This is a genomic window from uncultured Pseudokineococcus sp., assembly GCF_947495735.1.
Lineage (GTDB): Bacteria > Actinomycetota > Actinomycetes > Actinomycetales > Quadrisphaeraceae > Pseudokineococcus.
Genome location: NZ_CANMAA010000005.1, coordinates 220,173 through 239,232, shown reverse-complemented (window position 1 = coordinate 239,232; position 19,060 = coordinate 220,173). Strand labels below are relative to the sequence as shown.

The 19,060-nt window shown below is 72.6% G+C and carries 14 protein-coding genes and 1 pseudogene; 6 read left to right on the top strand and 9 right to left on the bottom strand.

Annotation, left to right across the window (positions count from 1 at the left end; translation table 11 throughout):
* Positions 1–99 precede the first annotated feature (99 nt).
* From Q0848_RS09870 to Q0848_RS09855, 4 genes are all read left to right on the top strand, one after another.
* The gene (locus Q0848_RS09870; RefSeq protein ID WP_299037052.1) at positions 100–1,146 is read left to right on the top strand and encodes an ABC transporter ATP-binding protein; all 1,047 of its coding nucleotides are present in this window, start codon (positions 100–102) and stop codon (positions 1,144–1,146) included.
* Positions 1,143–1,793 (top strand): ABC transporter permease, encoded by a 651-nt coding sequence (locus Q0848_RS09865; RefSeq protein WP_299037050.1) that lies wholly within the window; start codon positions 1,143–1,145, stop codon positions 1,791–1,793. The genes Q0848_RS09870 and Q0848_RS09865 overlap by 4 nt, the downstream gene beginning before the upstream one ends.
* A 4-nt stretch (positions 1,794–1,797) precedes the next feature.
* Entirely contained in the window at positions 1,798–2,529 is a 732-nt protein-coding gene (locus Q0848_RS09860; protein ID WP_299037048.1) for an ABC transporter permease, read from the top strand.
* Positions 2,530–2,617: 88 nt separating this feature from the next.
* A complete protein-coding gene (locus Q0848_RS09855) occupies positions 2,618–3,556 on the top strand; it encodes an ABC transporter substrate-binding protein (protein ID WP_299037046.1) in 939 nt (312 codons plus the stop codon).
* Between the two features lie 88 nt (positions 3,557–3,644).
* On the opposite strand, the gene Q0848_RS09850 is transcribed toward Q0848_RS09855, so the two are convergent.
* Together Q0848_RS09850 and Q0848_RS09845 are read right to left on the bottom strand one after the other, a co-directional pair.
* Positions 3,645–3,938: a hypothetical protein gene (locus Q0848_RS09850; RefSeq protein WP_299037045.1), complete on the bottom strand. Its 294-nt coding sequence runs from the start codon at positions 3,936–3,938 to the stop codon at positions 3,645–3,647.
* A 261-nt stretch (positions 3,939–4,199) separates the two neighbouring features.
* Positions 4,200–7,025 (bottom strand): alpha-amylase family glycosyl hydrolase, encoded by a 2,826-nt coding sequence (locus tag Q0848_RS09845; RefSeq protein WP_299037042.1) that lies wholly within the window; start codon positions 7,023–7,025, stop codon positions 4,200–4,202.
* A 139-nt stretch (positions 7,026–7,164) separates the two neighbouring features.
* Here Q0848_RS09845 and Q0848_RS09840 point away from each other — a divergent pair, with 139 nt between their 5' ends.
* Positions 7,165–9,540 (top strand): glycoside hydrolase family 31 protein, encoded by a 2,376-nt coding sequence (locus Q0848_RS09840; protein WP_299037041.1) that lies wholly within the window; start codon positions 7,165–7,167, stop codon positions 9,538–9,540.
* Positions 9,541–9,624: 84 nt separating this feature from the next.
* On the opposite strand, the gene Q0848_RS09835 is transcribed toward Q0848_RS09840, so the two are convergent.
* From Q0848_RS09835 to Q0848_RS09820, 4 genes are all read right to left on the bottom strand, one after another.
* On the bottom strand, positions 9,625–10,062 hold the full coding sequence (locus Q0848_RS09835; RefSeq protein ID WP_299037039.1) for a TA system VapC family ribonuclease toxin: 438 nt from the start codon (positions 10,060–10,062) through the stop codon (positions 9,625–9,627).
* On the bottom strand, positions 10,059–10,295 hold the full coding sequence (locus Q0848_RS09830) for a hypothetical protein (protein WP_299037037.1): 237 nt from the start codon (positions 10,293–10,295) through the stop codon (positions 10,059–10,061). Before Q0848_RS09830 ends, Q0848_RS09835 begins: the two co-directional genes overlap by 4 nt.
* A gap of 54 nt (positions 10,296–10,349) precedes the next feature.
* Positions 10,350–10,745 (bottom strand): hypothetical protein, encoded by a 396-nt coding sequence (locus tag Q0848_RS09825; RefSeq protein WP_299037035.1) that lies wholly within the window; start codon positions 10,743–10,745, stop codon positions 10,350–10,352.
* Positions 10,746–11,352: 607 nt separating this feature from the next.
* Positions 11,353–14,418 (bottom strand): DUF3427 domain-containing protein, encoded by a 3,066-nt coding sequence (locus Q0848_RS09820; RefSeq protein WP_366146523.1) that lies wholly within the window; start codon positions 14,416–14,418, stop codon positions 11,353–11,355.
* 441 nt (positions 14,419–14,859) lie between these two features.
* Between Q0848_RS09820 and Q0848_RS09815 the strand changes: the two genes are divergently transcribed.
* Positions 14,860–15,933 (top strand): LacI family DNA-binding transcriptional regulator, encoded by a 1,074-nt coding sequence (locus Q0848_RS09815; protein ID WP_299037031.1) that lies wholly within the window; start codon positions 14,860–14,862, stop codon positions 15,931–15,933.
* A gap of 60 nt (positions 15,934–15,993) precedes the next feature.
* Here Q0848_RS09815 and Q0848_RS09810 read toward each other — a convergent pair whose 3' ends face one another.
* From Q0848_RS09810 to Q0848_RS09800, 3 genes and pseudogenes are all read right to left on the bottom strand, one after another.
* A complete protein-coding gene (locus Q0848_RS09810; protein ID WP_299037029.1) occupies positions 15,994–17,322 on the bottom strand; it encodes a glycoside hydrolase family 32 protein in 1,329 nt (442 codons plus the stop codon).
* Entirely contained in the window at positions 17,319–18,179 is an 861-nt protein-coding gene (locus Q0848_RS09805) for a carbohydrate ABC transporter permease (RefSeq protein WP_299037028.1), read from the bottom strand. The genes Q0848_RS09810 and Q0848_RS09805 overlap by 4 nt, the downstream gene beginning before the upstream one ends.
* Positions 18,180–18,190: 11 nt before the next feature.
* Positions 18,191–18,958 (bottom strand): annotated as a pseudogene (locus Q0848_RS09800) (sugar ABC transporter permease); the annotation flags it as partial.
* Positions 18,959–19,060 lie beyond the last annotated feature (102 nt).

Here is a 19,060-nt window from a genome sequence, read left to right as displayed (position 1 = left end):
TGTCCATCACGGCAGTGAACCTGACCATCGCCGTCCCCTGGTGGCTTCGGCTGTTGCGACCACCGCGAGGATCCGGGCTACCCCGACGGCACCGTCGCGGTGGAGGAGCTCGACCTCGAGCTGCCGACGGGTCAGATCACCGTCTTCGTGGGCCCCTCCGGCTGCGGCAAGACGACGTCGCTGCGGATGATCAACCGGATGGTCGAGCCGACCGCCGGGCGCGTCCGCATCGACGGGCAGGACGTGGCCGACAAGGACGCCGCCGACCTGCGCCGCGGCATCGGCTACGTCATCCAGCACGCCGCGCTCTTCCCGCACCGGACGGTCGCCGACAACATCGGCACGGTGCCGCACCTGCTGGGGCGGAAGCGCCGCGAGGCCCGCGGCGCCGCGATGGACCTGCTCGAGCGCGTCGGTCTGCCGCGCGACTTCGCCGACCGCTACCCCTCCCAGCTCTCCGGCGGGCAGCAGCAGCGCGTGGGGGTCGCGCGGGCCCTGGCCGCGGACCCGCCGGTGATGCTCATGGACGAGCCCTTCAGCGCCGTCGACCCGGTGGTCCGCGACAGCCTGCAGCGCGAGTTCCTGCGCCTGCAGGGCGAGCTGGGCAAGACCATCGCCCTCGTCACGCACGACATCGACGAGGCCATCAAGATCGGCGACCGGGTCGCCGTGTTCCGCCAGGGCGGCCACCTGGCGCAGGTGGGCACGCCCCGCCAGCTGCTCGAGGAGCCGGCGGACGACTTCGTCGCCGAGTTCGTGGGGCGCGACCGCGGCTTCCGCAGCCTGTCCTTCGACGGCGCGGGCGACGTCCCCGTGCAGCCCGTCGCCCCCGACGGGCGGGTCGAGGGCCGCTCCGACGACGGGCTGCGGCTCGTCCTCGACGACGCGCGCCGCCCGCTCGGCTGGGCCGGACCGGGTATCGCGAGCACGAGCGCGCCGCTGGCCACCGGAGGGACCTTCACCGACGGCGACTCGCTGCGCGACGTCACCGACCTGACGATCCTGTCCCCCGTCGGCCTCGCGGTGCGGGTGGACGCGAGCGGCGCCGTCGACGGCGTCGTCAGCCACTCCGACCTCTCCGAGCACCTGGCCGCCCGGCGGCGCAGCGCGCACGCCACGCGGACGTCGCGGGAGGAGCCCGCGTGATCGACTACCTCGCGGCCAACTCCGGCACGGTCCTCACCGCGCTGCGCGAGCACGTCTACCTGGCGCTGCTGCCCGTCCTCATCGGCGGCACGCTCGCCCTGCCGGTCGGCTACCTCGGCGTCCGCTTCCCGCGGCTCTACCAGCCGCTGCTCACCGCGTCGGGGCTCCTGTACTCGGTGCCCTCGCTGGCGCTGTTCGTCATCCTGCCGGTGGTGCTGGGGACGCGGGTGCTCTCGCCGGTCAACATCGTCGTCGCCCTGAGCCTGTACACGCTGGCGCTGATGTCGCGCACGGTCGCCGACGGGCTGCGCTCGGTGGACCCGGCGCTGACCCAGGCCGCCACCGCCATGGGGTACCGGCGCCTGCAGCGGCTGCGCGAGGTGGACCTGCCCCTCGCACTGCCGGTCGTCCTCGGCGGGCTGCGGGTGGCCACTGTCGCCAACATCAGTCTCGTCAGCGTGGGCGCGCTGATCGGCATCGGCGGGCTCGGGGGCCTGTTCACCCGCGGCTTCCAGCTCTTCTACGTCGAGCCGATCCTCGTCGGCGTCGTGCTGTCGGTCCTCCTGGCCGCGATCGCCGACCTCGTCATCGTGCTCGCGCAGCGGGCGGCCACCCCGTGGGCCCGCGCCCAGAGCGGGAGGGCGTGACGCCGTGGACCTCTCCTACCTGCTCGACCCCGAGAACTGGAGCGCGAGCGCGCCCGGGGGCTTCCCGCAGCTCACCCTGGCCCACCTCGGGTACACCGCGCTGGCGATGCTGATCGGCACCGCGATCGCCCTGCCCGTCGGCCTGTGGATCGGGCACACCGGGCGCGGCTCCTTCGTCGCCATCAACGCCGGGAACGCCGGGCGCTCCCTGCCGACGCTGGGCCTGCTCATGCTCATGGTCACGCTGCTCGGGCTCGGGCTGGCCCCGGTGCTCATCGCGCTGACCGTGCTGGTGGTCCCGCCGATCCTCACCTCGACCTACGCGGGCATCCGCGGCGTGGACCCCGCGCTCGTGGACGCCGCCACGGCCATGGGCATGCGCCCGCGGCAGGTGCTCTGGCAGGTCGAGGTGCCGATGGCGCTGCCCGTCATGATGGGCGGGCTGCGCAGCGCCACGCTGCAGGTGGTGGCCACCGCCACCGTCGCGGCCGCCGTGGGGCTCAGCGGCCTGGGCCGCCTGCTCATCGACGGCCTGGCGCTCAACGACTACTCCCGCGTGCTCGCCGGGGCCCTGGCCGTCGCGGTGGTCGCCATCACCCTCGACCTGCTCCTCGGGCTCGTGCAGCGCCTGACCGTCTCGCCCGGGCTCGACGGCCGGGCCGAGGCGCGCGGTGCACGCCGCGGCACGACGGACACCGAGCCCGAGCTCCTCGGCGACAGGCCGACCCCGGCCTGAGGCCGCTCCCCCCGACCTGACTTCCCGACCCCGCTCAGCTCTCTCGCTCACCCACGTCGCTCATCCACCACGTCCTGGAGGACATCCCGTGTCACGTCGCCACCTCGCGAGCCTCGCGCTCGTCACCGCCGTCACCCTCACCGCCGCCGGCTGCGGCGCGGACTCCGACCCCCTGGCCGGCGGGTCCGGCGACGACGCCGCGACCGGCGCCGACGCGGGCGCGGTGGCCGTCGGGTCCGCCAACTTCCCCGAGAGCGAGCTGCTCGCCGAGATATACGCCCAGGCGCTGGAGGACGAGGGCGTCGAGGTCTCGCGCTCCTTCAACATCGGGGCCCGCGAGCTGTACCTGCAGGCCCTGGAGGACGGGTCGATCGACCTGCTCCCGGAGTACAACGGCGCGCTGCTGTCGGCCCTCACCGAGGGCGGGGTGCCCGAGGGCATCAGCGACTCCGAGGAGGTCTACGCCGCGCTGCCGGACGCTCTTCCCGAGGGGACGATCGTCCTGGAGCAGTCCGAGGCCGAGGACAAGGACACCGTCACGGTCAGGCGGGAGACCGCCGAGGAGTACGGCCTGGAGACGATCGGCGACCTCGCCCCCGTGGCCGGAGAGCTCGTCGCCGGCGCCGGCCCCGAGTGGCAGGAGCGCTACCAGGGCCTGCCCGGCCTGGAGGAGGTCTACGGCCTCGAGTTCGGCGAGTTCCGCCCCCTCGACGCCGGCGGCCCGCTCACCGTGGGCGCCCTGGCCGACGGGACGATCGACGCCGCCAACCTGTTCTCGACCGACTCGGCGATCACGCAGAACGACTTCGTCGTCCTCGAGGACCCGGAGAACCTCTTCCTCGCCGAGAACATCGTGCCGCTCATCCGCGAGTCCGCCGCCACCCCGACCGTCGTGGACGCGCTGAACGAGGTCTCCGCGGCGCTGACGACCGAGAACCTCACCGAGTACCTCGCCAAGGTCCAGGTCGACCGGCAGGACACCGCCACCGTCGCCACCGAGTTCCTCGCGGAGTACGACCTCGCCTGAGCACGGGTCCGTCTGCATGACGACCGCCTCGTGACCGCCGCCGCCCCGACCACCGGGGCGGCGGCGCGGTGGGTGACCGCGGTCGCCGTCAGACGCCCGGCGGCGCCCATCGCTCGACGAGACGCGCTGCGGCGGGAAGGATCACGCCGGCTCGTCCAGCGAGGCCCGGAGAGCGTCTGCGTCCGTCCTGCAGGTCGACGAGCACCCGACCTCGGGGCGATCCCCAGGTCGGGAGCGGCTCGACCGAGGACGCCGTCTGCTCAGCCGCGAGGTGAGCGCGCAGCGCCTCCTCGACGATGCTCGTCGCTGTCCGCCCCTCGTGGACAGCCTTCGCCTCCACCGCCGCCATGAGGCCGTCCGCCAGGTCGAGCGTCGTCCGCATGCAGACGAGCATGACTCCACGTCTGCCGATGTGCAGCCCTCGGGCCACGGTCGTCGCCGAGCTCAACCAGAGGGGGCCGGCCCTCACGCGTCCTTCTCGGAGCCGTCGTCCCGCACCGGTACGGCGGTGGGCCTCCCTGCGCCCTTGACCCGCTCGTCACCACCCGGTCGCGGGGGGCGCTCCGCACAGCGCTGAGAGCAGACCGCCCGCACCCGGGCGCGGTGCCGGGTGCGGGCGGTCAGGTGCTGGTGGCCGGGTGCGCTACTCGACGACCACCCGGTGGGTGGCGTGGTCGTAGACGAACGTCAGGGGCCCGCCGTCGTGGTCGAGGGTCATGTTCGGCCCGTCGGGGACGCCGCCGGCGCCGTAGTTCTCCGTCCACGCGCGGTCGATCGCGATCTTGTACGCGTAGCTACCGGCCGGGACGTCGACCGACAGCACCCACCGGCCCGTGGCCTCGTCGAAGGTCATCTGCGCCTGGTCGCAGCTCGGCAACCAGTCGGCCGTGCACCCCATCTCGCCGTTGAGGTCACCCGCCACCGCGACGGCGCCGGGCTGGACCACGACGTCCTCGACCGCCGTCACCAGGTGCGTGCGGGTGTCGTAGGTGAAGGTGACGGCGCCGCCCGACGTCGTGAGGGTGATGTTGCCGCCGTCGCGCACGCCGCCGGCGCCGTAGTTCTCGGTCCACGAGCGGTCCACCGCGATCTTGTACTCGTACGTGCCCGCCGGGGGCGCGACGACGAGCGTCCACACCCCCGCGGCGGGGTCGTAGGTCATCTGCGCCTGGTCGCAGTCGGGCGTCCAGTCGGACTCGCAGCCGATCTCGGTGTTCAGGTCGCCCGCGATGGCGACGGACATCGGCTCGCCGCCGACGCCGGGACCCGGCTCCGGGGTGACGACGGCCGTCGTCCCCGCACCGGCGACGTTGCCGGAGTGGTCGCGCACGACGGCGCGGTACTCGAGCTCCGCGCCCTCCTCGAGGCCGCGCACGTCGTGGAAGACCCGGTACGGCGCGTTGTCGTCGGTCCCGAGCACCTCCCACTCCGCGCCCGAGCCCGCGGGACGGGCGGCGAACGTCACCTGGTCGAAGCCGTCGCCGGGCACGTCGACCGAGACCTCCGCGCGGCCGCTGACCTCGGCGCCCGTCGTGAAGACCGGCGTCGGGGCCCAGCGCGCCGGGCGCAGGGCCTTCGAGGCGCGCCACACCGCGGCGGACAGCGGCGGCACCGTGACGCGGACCTGCTGCGCGTGGTCGGAGCGGACGTCGGGCGTCGCCGCCGGCCACAGCCCCTCGTACGCGGTGCGCCGGTTGAAGGTGTCGAGCGTGACGGTCTGCGGCTCGTCGCTGTTGTTCGTCGCGACGAGGTACTCGACGTCGTCGTCGTCGGAGATGCGGCTGAAGGCGAAGACGCCGGCGCCGTCCTCCGCGTGGCGCGCGACCATGGCGCCGTCGGCGAGCGTCGGGTGCTCCTCGCGCAGGGCCGACAGGTCGGCGATGGTCGCGTACATCGGGTGGGTGGTGTCGAAGTTGGCCTCGGCCGTCGTGGCGTCCGTGCCGACGAGGACGTCGTCGTTGTACGTGCCCACCTGCGAGGGGAACATGTCCTGCCGGGCGTCCTGGTCGCCGCCGTCGCCGGTGAAGCCCTGCTCGTCGCCGTAGTAGACGACCGGCTGGCCGCGCACGAGGTACATCAGCGCGTGCGCGAGCTGGTCGCGCTGCAGCAGCTCGTCGCCCTCCGCGCCGCCGTCCTGCAAGAACATGCCGATGCGGCCCATGTCGTGGTTGCCGAGGAAGGTGGGGAGGGAGTACGCGTTGCTGTCGGCGTCGGTGTAGAGGTCGTCCATCGCGAAGAGGTCCGCGAGCTGCTGGGTGGCTCCGCCGCTGCCGAAGGACTGCGCCCGGGCCTGGAAGCCGAAGTCGATCGTGGACTGCAGCGCCCCCTCCGTGGTGAAGCGCGACAGGGCCCGCGGGTCGGCGTCGTAGACCTCGCCGAAGGAGAAGAAGTCGTCGTTGCCGATCGACGCCGCGTGGTCGGTGATCGCCGGCGCGAACTGCTGCCAGAACTCGATGTTGACGTGCTTCACGGTGTCGATCCGGAAGCCGTCGATCCCGAGGTCCACCCACGCCTTGTAGATGTCCTCCATGCCGGTGACGACCTCGGGCCGCGCGGTGAAGAGGTCGTCCAGCCCGGAGAAGTCGCCGTACACGTCCGACTCGCCGCCGTCGAAGCGCGCGTTGCCGCGGTTGTGGTACATCGTCGGGTCGTTCAGCCAGGCCGGGACCTTGACCGTGGCGTCCTCCGGCTCGGCGAACACCGGCGTGTACGGGAAGGACGTCGCGGCGTCCAGCGCGGGGAAGTCCGTCCCGCCGGCGTAGTCACGGTCGTCGAAGGCCTGGCCCTGCGCGTCGCGGAAGGGCTCGGCGTCCTTGGAGATGTAGGTCTGCGAGCCCTCGGCGTACTGGATGACGTCCGCGGTGTGGTTGGTGATGATGTCGAAGAAGACCTTCATGCCGCGCGCGTGCGCCTCGTCGATGAGCCGCTCCAGCTCCTCGTTCGTGCCGAGGTGGGGGTCGATCTGCGTGAAGTCGGTGATCCAGTACCCGTGGTACCCCGCGGAGACAGCGTCGCCCGCGCCCTGCACCGGGCGGTTGACGAACGACGGCGTGAGCCAGATCGCCGTGGTGCCCAGCCCCTCGATGTAGTCGAGCTGCTGGCGCACGCCCTCGATGTCACCACCGTGGTAGAACCCCTTGTGCGTCGGGTCGAGCCCGCTGTCGAGCCTGTCCCCGCCGTACCCGCCGTCGTCGTTGGTGGGGTCGCCGTTCTCGAAGCGGTCAGCCATGACGAAGTAGAAGCGCTCCCGCGTGAGGTCCTCTCGCAGGGAGGTGCCCGCGAGCGCCTCGTCCTGCGCCTGCTGCGCGGGCGGAGTCGTGGGGGGCCGACTCGTGAGCGCCGACCGGGCCGCGGCGCGGTCGGCGGCCGGCCCACCCGTGGGCGCGGCACCAGCTGGTGGGGCGAGCAGGAGCGCGGCGGCGACGGCCGCGGCTCCTGCTCCGGACGTGATGGCGGATGGACGACGCACGAAGAGCCTCCTCGACGGTGAGTGACTGCGCGGAGCGTAGGGCATCCGTGCGACGTCGGACAGAGCCGGCCGGCCCAGCCGTCGGGGTGCCCGGAGTGCTCCTCGCGCTCGCCTCGCGCGGCCCGACCAGACTTCCCCCATGACGCACGCCCTGCCCCTCCCCTCGGCCCCCGTGGCGGACCCCCGCGCCGTCGTCCAGGGCGAGCGCTACCGCTTCACCGTCCTCACCGACGGCCTGGTGCGCATGGAGCACGCCGAGGACGGGCGCTTCGAGGACCGCGCGTCCACGTTCGCCCTCACGCGCGAGCTGCCCGTCCCCGACTTCCGGGTCGTCGACAGCGGCAGCCACCTCGAGATCTTCACGGCGCGCTTCCACCTCACCTACGACAAGGGCCCGTTCACGGCGAACGGCCTGTCCGTGGCGGCGCTCGGCGGCATCACCACGTGGCACTCGGTGTGGCGCTACGGGCAGCAGCCCGACGACCTCGGCGGGACCGCGCGCACGCTCGACGAGGCCAACGGCGCCGTCCCGCTGGAGCCCGGCGTCGTCTCGCGCACGGGCCTGGCGCTCGTCGACGACTCGGGCTCGTTCCTGCTCACCGACGACGGGTGGGTGGCCGCGGACGGCGTCGGCCGCACGGACCTGTACCTGTTCACGTACGGCCTCGACCACGAGGGGGCCCTGCAGGCGCTGCGCGCCGTCTCAGGCCCGACGCCCGTGCTGCCGCGCTACGCGCTCGGCACCTGGTGGAGCCGCTACCACCGGTACACCACCGACTCCTACCTCGAGCTGATGGACCGCTTCCGCGCCGAGGGCGTGCCGCTGTCGGTCAGCGTCATCGACATGGACTGGCACGTGGTCGACGTCGACCCGGCCCTCGGCAGCGGGTGGACGGGCTACACCTGGAACCGGGACCTGTTCCCCGACCCGGCAGCCCTCCTGGCCGCGCTGCACGAGCGCGGCCTGCGGGTGACGCTCAACGTGCACCCCGCCGACGGCGTCCGCCGGCACGAGGACGCCTACGCGGCGATGGCGCAGGCGCTGGGCCGCGACGCCTCGAGCGGGCTGCCGATCTCCTTCGACGTCACCGACCGCGACTTCCTCACCGCGTACTTCGAGGTGCTGCACCGCGGCCTCGAGGAGGACGGCGTCGACTTCTGGTGGCTGGACTGGCAGCAGGGCCCGCACTCGCGCGTCGCCGGCCTCGACCCGCTGTGGATGCTCAACCACTTCCACTTCCTCGACAACGGCCGCGACGGGCGGCGCGCGCTGACCTTCTCGCGGTACGCGGGGCCGGGCAGCCACCGCTACCCCGTCGGCTTCTCCGGGGACACGGTGATCTCCTGGGACTCGCTGGCCTTCCAGCCGTACTTCACGGCGACCGCGGCGAACATCGGCTACGGCTGGTGGAGCCACGACATCGGCGGCCACTTCTTCGGCGCCCGCGACGACGAGCTGGCCGCGCGCTGGGTGCAGCTGGGCACGTTCTCGCCGATCACGCGCCTGCACTCGGGGGCCGACGCCTTCATCTCCAAGGCGCCGTGGGACTTCCCCACCGCCGTGCGCGAGGTGATGACGGAGCACCTGCGGCTGCGCCACCGCCTCGTGCCGTACCTGCACACGATGAACCACCGGGCCGCCGCCGAGGGCCTGCCCCTCGTGCAGCCGATGTACCACCGCTGGCCCCATGCCGAGCAGGCCTACGCGGTGCCGAACCAGGCGACGTTCGGCACCGAGCTGGTGGTCGCACCGATCACCGAGCCCGCCGACCGGCGCACCCTGCTGGGCTCGGTGCGCGCCTGGCTGCCCGAGGGCACGTGGGTCGACGTGATGACCGACCTGGTCTACGACGGCGACCGCGAGGTCGTGCTGCACCGCGACCTCACGTCGGTCCCGGTGCTGGCGCGGGCCGGGGCGATCGTGCCGCTCGACGGCGCGGCGGTCCCCGACAACGAGCCGGCCAACCCCGCGCACGTGGAGCTGCTCGTGGTGGTCGGCGCCGACGGCGCCTTCACCCTGCTCGAGGACGACGACACGACCTCGGGTGAGGTGCTGCGCACGCCGGTCGCCTTCGACCAGGCCGCCGGGCGCCTCGTCGTCGGGCCCGCCGAGGGGCCGCTCGACGTCGTGCCGGCGCGGCGGACGTGGACGGTGACGTTCGTGGCGCTCGCGGACGACGTCGTGCCGGCCGTGGTCGTCGACGGTGAGGTGCGGGAAGCGGCGGTGCGGCGTTCATCAACGCGCACCTCGGTGCTGGTCGAGGGCGTCGCGCCGTCGTCGGCGCTGCACGTCGACCTCGGGGAGGCGCCGCAGCTGCGGGCCAACGACGTCCGCGCGCGGCTGTTCGCGCTGCTCGACCGGGCGCAGGTCGAGCACGCGACGAAGAACCGCGTCTTCGACGTCGCGACGACCGACCAGCCCGTCGGGCTACGCGTCTCCGCGGTGCACGCGCTCGGGCTCGAGCCGGCGCTGCTGTCCGCGGTCAGCGAGGTGCTGCTGGCGCAGGTCAGGTGACGTCGTCGGGCATCGTCCGCCCGGAGCTGCGGGCGCCCGTCAGACTTCCCTCGTCGATGCTCCGGGGCGCAGGGGCATCGGCCTTCAGCTCGTCCCGATCAGGGTGAACCAGCGCAGCCCCGGGTAGCGGGCGAAGCCCCGGTCGGCGGTCGCCAAGCGGGCGCCGTGCGTGACCGCAAGGGCCGCGAGGAGGGCATCCGGTACGGCGTTGCCACGCAGCCCCGCGTCCTGCGCCGCCCAGTCGTCGAGGCGCCGCCAGACGTCATCGCCTGAGGACAGCCAGGTGGCGCGCCTGGCCTCCACCAACCGCTGGACGAAGGAGAGGGCGACGGAGGTGGGCGCCGGGTCCGCGAAGATCCGCGGGTTCGTGACGATGCGCACGACGCCGCTCAGGACGCTGTCGTGCAGGGCCAGCTCTTCCGCCCCACCGACGACTTCGGTGAGCCACCTCGCGTACTCGGCGTGCCGCGGCGCCTCCCCGCGGAAGGCGTACACGAGCGTGTTCACGTCGGGGAGGATCACGCCGGCTCGTCCAGGGCGGCCCAGACGGCGTCCTCGTCCTCCAGGTCCACGAGCACGCGGCCGTCTGGCGATCCCCACGAGGGGAGCGGTTCGACCGGGGACGCGGTCCGGCCAGCGGTGAGGTAGGCGCGCAGCGCCTCCTCCACGATGCTCGTGGCCGTCCGTCCCTCGTCGCTCGCCTTCGCCTTGACCGCCGCCATCAGTCCGTCAGCGAGGTTCAGCGTCGTTCGCATGCAGACGAGCATACGTGCGCGTCTGCTGATGTGCGCGAGTGCGGCGTCGGACGCCTACCGCCGCAGGTCCCGAAGCGGCGTGCGCAGCCCGGAGGGCGTGGTGGCCCAGTCGTACCTCGACCCACCCGCGGCGCCGGTCGAGCGGACCGCCTTCGCCATCGAGCGGATGTCAGCTGCCGTGGTCGGCGACCCGATGACGTGCACCGGCAGCCGCGAGTCGCGCGTGGCCTCGCGCACCAGGCGGACGTCGCTCGCGGTGTAGGCATCGGCCTCGACGGTGCCCTTGCGGTGGGACCAGTAGGTCATCGTCGCGACGGCGTCGACGTGCGGTCGGATGGCGGCGAAGGGGAAGTCGGGCCACCAGTCCTTCGGCGCGTACTGCGCCAGCCCGGTGGGGCTCGGCGTGATGGCGACCAGCGGCTTCGACGTCGCCGCCCTCGTGCGCTGCACGAGGCGCACGACCCTGCGGTTGCGCTCGGCGACCGAGCGGACCGCGGTGGACTCGATGTCGATGCCGACCCCGTCGACCCCCTCGCCGGCAGCCGCGCGCAGGTGCCGGGCGTCCCGCTCCTCGTCGGTGTGCGTGGCAGGTACCAGAGCACGACCTTCATGCCCCGACGGTGGGCGCGGTCGACGAGCCCCCGCAGGCGCGCAGGGTCGACGAGCGTGGCCGAGCCCGGGCGCGAGCTCTGCAGGTAGAGCGTCTGGACGCCCGAGCTCGCCATCGTGTCGAGGGTCGCCGTCGTGACGGCCGGACGTCGCGGCGTCCAGTCATAGAGGTCGACCCAGGCGCCGAGGCCGGCGAAGGGCGAGCGTGGGGCCGCCTGGGCGGGGGTGGGTAGGAGTGACGGCGCGGCCGCGGCGAGCGCGCCGGCGGTGAGCAGGGCGCGGCGCGAGACGCCGAAGTCCTGCACAGCTTGGGCAGTCGGCGCGAGGTGCGGGAAATCGGGCACGTCTCCTCCTCGGGATCGTCACCCCATCGGCACGAGATGCCTACGCCAGAACGTCAACCGCCCCCAACTCACCCGCTCGCGGGCGAGGCGGACATCCCCCGCCCTCACGCCGAGACGGCCGATGCCGCCTGCACCACTGCTGGCGGCATGCGACGGTCGAGCTGCCACGTGATCGCCATCGGGCGCTCTCCGCGGTGCTCCACGTACCGAGCCGTGCCGAGGCAGGTGAAGGCTGCCGCGCCGATCTCGTCCGTCGGCGCCTCTCGGGTGAAGAGCACCACCTGGGACCCGGACTCCCGGTGCGTCACGTAACGGCGGCCAGCAGTCGACGTCTCCGATGTCGCGTTCTGGCTCTCCCAGTGGAAGAGCGTCGGTGAGAGGGCGTAGTCCCGGTACATCGTCGACGGGGTGAAGGCGGCTTCGTCCTTCCGCAGGTTGATCATCAGGGCGTCGACGCGCTCGCCCTCGGACCAGGCGACGCCCGTGATGTTGCCGCGGGCCGAGCGCTCCCACGTGGCCCACCCGAGCCCCGCGAGCAGCTCCTCGCGCCGGTAGCTGGCGTGGGACAGCACCGGCAGGTGCTGCAAGCCCCGGAGCGGCTGGGGCACGTGCTCTGCGCGCTCCACAGCGCTCCTCATCAGCTGCTGGATCTCCGAGGACACCGCCGGGTGCTCGCGCAGGGCGTCGAAGCCGCCCTGCCAGGAGTCGTGCCCGCCCCTGTTGGGCCAGAGCGCGAAGAAGAGCATGCGCGCGATGGAGCGCTCGCGCGTCGAGAGCTCGTCGTAGCGAGGTCCGTCAACGGCCGCCATGCGGGCGTAGAGGTCAGCCCGCTCGCGGTCGTCCACCTGGGCCAGCGCGGAGAGGCGCCGCAGGAGCCCGGCCTCCTGCTCGCCCCCGCTGGGCGTCGGCAGGCCACCCGCACGCAGGATGTCGGTGTAGCTCCCCGCCTTGCGGTAGACGTCGCTCAACGGCCTCCCGCTGGTGGCGAGGAAGGCGTCGAGGTCAGGCGCCTGACCGTCGCTCACGGCGGCCTGGACATCGCGGACGAGGTCCTTCTTCGACGACCGCAGCGACGAGCGCACGTTCTCGAGCACGAGCTGCTGGGCGACCCGGTCGAGCACGAGCTGGGAGCCTGCAGGGAGGTAGGGGAAGCCCTTCTCGAGGTCGCGCTCGAGCTGGTCGCGCGTCACGCCGGTCAGCGCCCGGTACCGCAGCTCGTGCCGGAACTCGGTGCGGTGCTGCCCGATGAAGTCGAGGACCGTGAGCACCGCCTTCCCCGGCGCGCGGCGCAGCCCTCGCCCGAGCTGCTGGAGGAAGACCGTCGAGGACTGCGTGGGGCGGAGCATCAGCAGGGTGTCGACGTCGGGCAGGTCGAGGCCCTCGTTGAAGATGTCGACGGCGAACAGGCAGCGGACGTCTCCCGAACGGAGCATCGCGAAGGCGCGCTCGCGCTCCGCCGCAGGTGTCTTCCCCGAGATGGCTGCCGACGGGATGCCCGCGTCAGCGAACTTCCGCGCCATGTACTCGGCGTGGGCGACGCTCACGCAGAACCCGAGCGCGCGCATCCGGCCGACGTCGGTCACCCGGTCCCGCAGTGCGGTCAAGACAATGCGCGTGCGGGCGTCGTTGCCCGTGTAGACCTTGTCGAGGCCCTCCGCCTCGTAGCCGCCACGGCTGTAGTCCACTCCTCGCAGGTCCGTCCCGTCGGCGACGCCGAAGTAGTGGAACGGGCACAGCAGGTCCGCTTCGAGCGCGGACCACAGCGGCAGCTCGTACGCCGTCCGGCCGTCGAAGAAGGAGCGGACGTCGACGCCATCACCCCGCTCGGGCGTGGCGGTGAGCCCGAGCAGCTCAGCCGGCTCGAGGTGGTCGAGCAGCCGGCGGTAGCTCACCGCCTCTGCGTGGTGGAACTCGTCGACGACCACGACGTCGAAGTGCTCCGCGCCGACGTCGTCGAGCACTCTGGCGGACAGCGACTGGATCGACGCGAAGACGTGCGACCACTGCGACGGCCTGCTGCCTCCGACCAGCAGCTCCCCGAAGACGCCGTCGCTCAGCACCTCTCGGTAGGTGCGCAGCGCCTGCTCGAGGATCTCCTTGCGGTGGGCGACGAACAGCAGACGCGGCTCACGTCCCTCACGCTCCAACCACTGCGCGCGCAGCCGGCGGAAGTCGAGCGCCGCGACGACGGTCTTGCCGGTGCCTGTCGCGGCGATCACGAGATTGCGGTGTCGGTCGTGCACCTCACGCTCGACGTCGAGCGCCTCGAGGATCAGCTCCTGGTGCGGGCGCGGCGAGACCTCGAGCCCCGAGATGGAGACCACGGTGCCGCTGGGCGAAGCCCCGCTCTCGACGGCCAGAGCCCGGTCGAGGAGGTCGGCGTCGCGATCCGGGTCGTAGCCGAGGAAGCCGGGGTCGTTCCAGTAGGTGTCGAAGGTCGCCTCGAACTTGCGCACGAGCGTCGGCGTCGCCTCAGAGGAGATGCGCACGTTCCACTCGAGCCCGTCCACGAGGGCGGACTTGGAGAGGTTCGAGCTGCCGACGTAGCCGGTGTCGAAGCCGGACCCGCGGCGGAAGAGCCATGCCTTGGCGTGCAGCCGCGTCGTCTGGGCGTCGTAGCGGATCTTCACCTGCGCGCCGAAGCGGCGGACGAGCTCGTCGAGTGCGCGGCGCTCCGTAGCACCGCGGTACGTCGTCGTCAGCACGCGCAGATGGATGCCGCGCGCGGTGAGAGCCGCGAGGGGCTCCTCGAGCACGCGGAGCCCGTGCCATCGGACGAACGCGCACAGCAGGTCGACCTCGTCGGCGCTTCCCATCTCCTGCCGCAGCTCCGCGCCGAGGTTGGGCTCCCCCCGGCTGTTCGTCAGCAGGGCGACCTCGGAAAGCGGAGTCGCTGGACGCCCCTGCGGCCAACGGGCTGTGAGGCCGGGCTGGCGGAGCTCGGTCAGCTGCTCGACTCGGTCGACGAGGTCGAGCTCGTCGCTCGGGTCCACGGCGAGCAGCGTGTTGACGTAGTCCGCTCGATCGCCTGCGGGCATGTCTGCGAGCCTCTTGCGCACGGCCTCTGCCACGTGCCGCGCGAGGACGTCGGGCGCGGCAGCATCCGGCACCCGTCCATACGTCGCTTCGAGCGTCGTCTCCCGGAGCAGTTGCGCCAGACGGCGCGTCATCAGGGACTCGTAAGCACCGGCGACTGCATCCACGTCACGCACCGTGTCACGCCGGACCGACAGTGTCCGGCGGCTCGCCCAGATGCCACGACTCGACGAGGTGCCGCCGGGGCGTCCCGCGGGATCGACGTCGTAGCCACTCCGACGACCGCGGCGCCGAGAAGCGGGAGTCCACGCTGCCGGCACGCCGCTGGAAACTGCGTACTCGGCAGCTACCAGGTGCCAGCCAGTCCAGCAGGGAGCGTGTCATCGCCGACGTGACGCTGACCTGCATCTGAGGCTTCAGGTTGAGGCGATGGACCTGCCGACGCCGGCCGGTGAGGACCGCGAGCTCGGCAACCGACCTCAAGGACCACTCACCGCCCGGTCTCGAGCGCCGAGGTGAGCCGTCAGTCAACGATAACATCCCCGTACCTGACACGCGTCAGGTACGGTCCACCCGTGCATCGCCGCCCCACCGCCAAGGACGTCGCCGAGATCGCGGGCGTCTCCCGCAGCGCGGTCTCGATGGTCCTGAACGGCCGCGGCGCAGGCAACATCGCCGCCGACAAGCAGACTGCCGTCCGCGCTGCCGCAGAGCAGCTGGGCTACACCCCGGACTCGGTCGCCCGCAGCCTCCGGCTGCAGCGCACGCGGACGGTCGGCGTCGTCACCGACGCCATCGCGACGTCGCCCTTCGGCGGGAGGCTGCTCGAGGGGGCTATCGCCGCAGCGGAGAGGCACGGCTACGTGCTCGTCGTCATGGACACGCACTTCGACGCCGCGCGCGAGGAAGGTGCCTACCGGACGCTCGTCGACCGCCGCGTCGACGCCCTCCTCTACGCCGCGATGAGCTACAGCCGCTACCGCAGCCCCGAGGTGCTGCAGCGGACGCCGTCCGCGCTGGCCAACTGCGTCGACAGTGCCGGCGCCGTCCTCGGTTTCGTCCCCGACGAGGTCGCGGGGGCATCGGCGGCGGCGCAGGTGCTCGTCGACGCCGGGCACCGGGAGGTCGTCCTGCTCGCCGGCGACCGCCAGAACGAGACCTATGACGACCTGCTGGCCGTCCCCCGCCGTGAAGCCGGGTACCGACGGGCGCTCGAGGCGGCGGGCGTCCGGTGGCAGGAGCCCGTGCGCGGCGGCTGGGAGGTGCGGCCCGGGTACGAGGCCGCCCTCGCCGTCCTGCAGCGCGACGACCGCCCCACCGCGCTCCTCTGCGGCAATGACCGCGTGGCCGCGGGCGCCGTCCTCGCCGCCTGCCACCTCGGACTGCGGGTACCGCAGGACGTCTCGATCGTCGGGTACGACGACGACGAGAACTTCGCCGCTCCTATGGTGCCGCCGCTGACGACTGTCCGGCTCCCCTTCCGCGAGATGGGTGAGCGCGCCTTCGAGCACGTCCTGGCGCTCCTGGCCGACCACGACGCCCCGTCTCCGGCGGGCGTCGGACGCGGGCTCGAGCAGAGCGAAGTCGCCGTCGCGCTGGAGTGCCCGCTCGTCGAGCGCGGCTCCGTCGCCCCGCCGCTGACGCGCTGACTCTCGGACGTCATGGCCCACCCGGCGGATCGCCGGGTGGGCCGTCAGCGGGTCGGTCCGTCAGTCCTCGGGCAGCCCGAGCGCCCAGGCCTGCGCGTCGACGTCTCCGTCGACGACCCAAGCACCCGAGCCCCCCGGGTAGGCCCGCGTCGTCACCGGCCGTGTCGCCGGATCTTCGGGGAAGAGCTCGACGAGGCTGCCGTCGACGAGGAGGCGCCAGTCGCCGTCCGGGATGTCCAGGACCACGTCCTCCTCGCCAGCGCCCACGAGCAGGAGCCGAGCAGCACCGCGGCCCAGGATCTCGAACGCCGGTTCGCGCACCGGTGCTGAAGCGTCGATCCGTCCACGACGCAGACCCACCAGCTCCGCGGCGAGCACGGTGTCGACGCGGTCGCCGACGACCCGCAGCTCCCGGGGCGAGGTCAGGACGCCGGCCCAACCGGCCTCTTGCAGCTGCTCCGGTGTCCGACCGTGCTCCCAGGCCCACCCCCAGAGCAGCGTGCGATCCTCCTCGACGAGGAGCTGGGGGGCGTAGAAGGTCGGGCCCGCGTCGATCGCACTGCCTGCGACGGCCGCGAAGCGCAGGCCGTCGCCGTCGTGGACGAGATCGCCGACGAGAGCGGTGACGCCGGTGAGGAGGCCCTCGCCGTCCACGGTGCTCGACGCCTCCGGCAGCGCCCACAGCGACAGGACGAGCACCCAGCGCCCGTCCACCCGCACGAGGTTCGGGCACTCCCAGATGTCGGCCGGCGCGTGCGCCGCGGCGACCGGGTCCTCGGCGGTGAGCAGCGGTCCGAGGAGCCGCCAGGCGGTCAGGTCCGCGGCGTCGTAGAGCAGAACCTGCGCGACGCCGCCACGGCGACCGGCGCCCTGGATCGCGTACCGACGGCCGTCATGGACGAAGAGGAAGGGGTCGCGGACGTCGGTGACCGGGTGCTCGAGCTCGTCCTCGGCGGGCATGCCGACGGCGACGAGGGGCTCGGGCGTCCATCTGCGCAGCGTGCGGTCGCTGCGCGCCAGCACCACCGACGAGGCGCCGGACCGGTCGGCCACGCCGCTGTAGACGGCGGTGGGGACGCCGTCGTCGTCGACGAGGCACCCCGTCCAGCACCCGGCCGCGTCCGCCTCGCCGGGGCGAGGGCGGAGGGCGACGGGCTCGTCGGTCCAGCGCAGGAGGTCCGGTGAGCTGGCGTGGCCCCAGGTGATGGCGTCGTGCTCGTGGCGGTCCGGGTTGTGCTGGAAGAACACGTGGTACGTGCCGTCCACCCGGGCGACGCCGTTCGGGTCGTTGAGCCATCCGCGCGGCGGGCGGACGTGGAGCAGGGGGCGGTCCCGGTCCACGGCACCGGCGGCGTCCGTCGTCGTCCCGGGCAGGTCCGTGGTGGTCACTTGCTCGCTCCAGCGGTGAGGCCCTCGCGCAGCGGCCGCTGGCCGATGACGAAGACGATGAGGGCCGGGATCATCGAGATGACGACGCCGGCGAGGACGGTCGAGACGCTGCCCGTGCCGAGGTTGCCCTGGAGGCTCACGAGACCCAGCGGCAAGGTGAAGTTCTGCTCGCTGATGGTCAGCACCAGCGGTCTGAAGAACTCGTTCCAGTGGAAGTTGAACGCGAGGATCCCCACGATCGCCATGCCCGGGGCCGCCAACGGCGCGTACACGGACGCGAAGGTGCGCAGGGGGCCAGCACCGTCGATGGCGGCGGCCTCCCCGAGCTCCGGTGGCAGCCCCAGGAAGTACTGGCGCATGAGGAAGGTGCCGAACGCGGTGGGGATCGCCGGGAGGATCAGCGCCAGCAGGGTGTCGGCGAGGCCCATGCCGCGGACGAGCATGAAGACCGGGACGATGGTCACCTGCAGCGGCACCATCATCGTCGCGAGGACGAGGGCGAACAGCGCACCTCGGCCGCGGAACTCCATGCGGGCGAAGGCGTACCCGGCGAGCGCCGCGGTGAGCATCTGGCCGAGGGCGACGAGCCCGGTGACGAGCGCGCTGTTCAGGACGAGCAATCCGAGGCTGATCTGCTGGCCGACGTCGCGGTAGGCGTCGAGGCTGGCGCCGTCGGACGTCGCCGGCGTCAGCGAGACCCACAGGGTCCAGACGACCGGCCCGAGGGTGAGCGCCACGGCGACGGCGAGCGCCGCGATCCGGGCGGCGGTCGCGCCGGTGGAGCGCGAAGGACGACGACGCGCAGGGGTGGTGGAGGGCGCCGGAAGACCGGGCGCGGGGAGGGTGGCAGTGGCCATAGCAGCGGTCCTCACGAGTAGAAGACGAAGCGGCGGCTGAGACGGAACTGCACCGCCGTGACGGCGAGGATGAGCAGCGTCAGCACGACGCCCACGGCCGAGGCGCGGCCGAACTGCAGCTGCTGGAAGGCCGACTCGAAGATCACCATGACGGCGGTGCGGGTCGAGTCCCCTGGCCCACCGCGGGTGAGGACGTAGGGCTGGTCGAAGATCTGCAGGGCGCTGATGACGGCCATGACGGACGCCACGAGCACCGTCGGCGACAGCAGCGGCAAGGTGATGTGGCGGAACAGCGACCAGCCCGAGATGCCGTCGACCGTGGCCGCCTCGTAGACGTCGCGCGGCACCGATGCGAGGCCGCCGACGAAGAGCAGGAACGAGAAGCCGAAGTTCTGCCACACGTAGACGAGGACGACGACGGTCGCGGCGCCCGCAGGCGTCGTGAGCCAGGGCACCGCCGGCAGGCTCACGGCAGTCAGCACCTGGTTGACGAGGCCGAAGTCCCCGTTGAACAGGTACGCCATGACGAGCGAGACCGATGCCGCCGAGAGGATGAGCGGGAAGAAGAGCGCCGAGCGGAAGAAGGCGCGCAGCCAGCCGGGCATCCGCGACTGGACGAGGACGGCGAGCGCCATCGCGATGCCGAGCTGGAGCACCACGGCGACGACGACGAAGGCGATCGTGTTGACGAAGGCGACGCGCACCGTCGGGTCACGGCCGATGTCTGCGAAGTTGGCGAGCCCGACGAACTCGGGCGCCGAGATGATGTCCCATCGGAAGAGGCGAGGTCAGCTGCGACCTGAACGTCACGGGGCTACCGACCACCGAGCCCGTCGACGTCGCGCCGACCGGCGTCCAGGCCGTCGCGCAGTGGTCGCTGT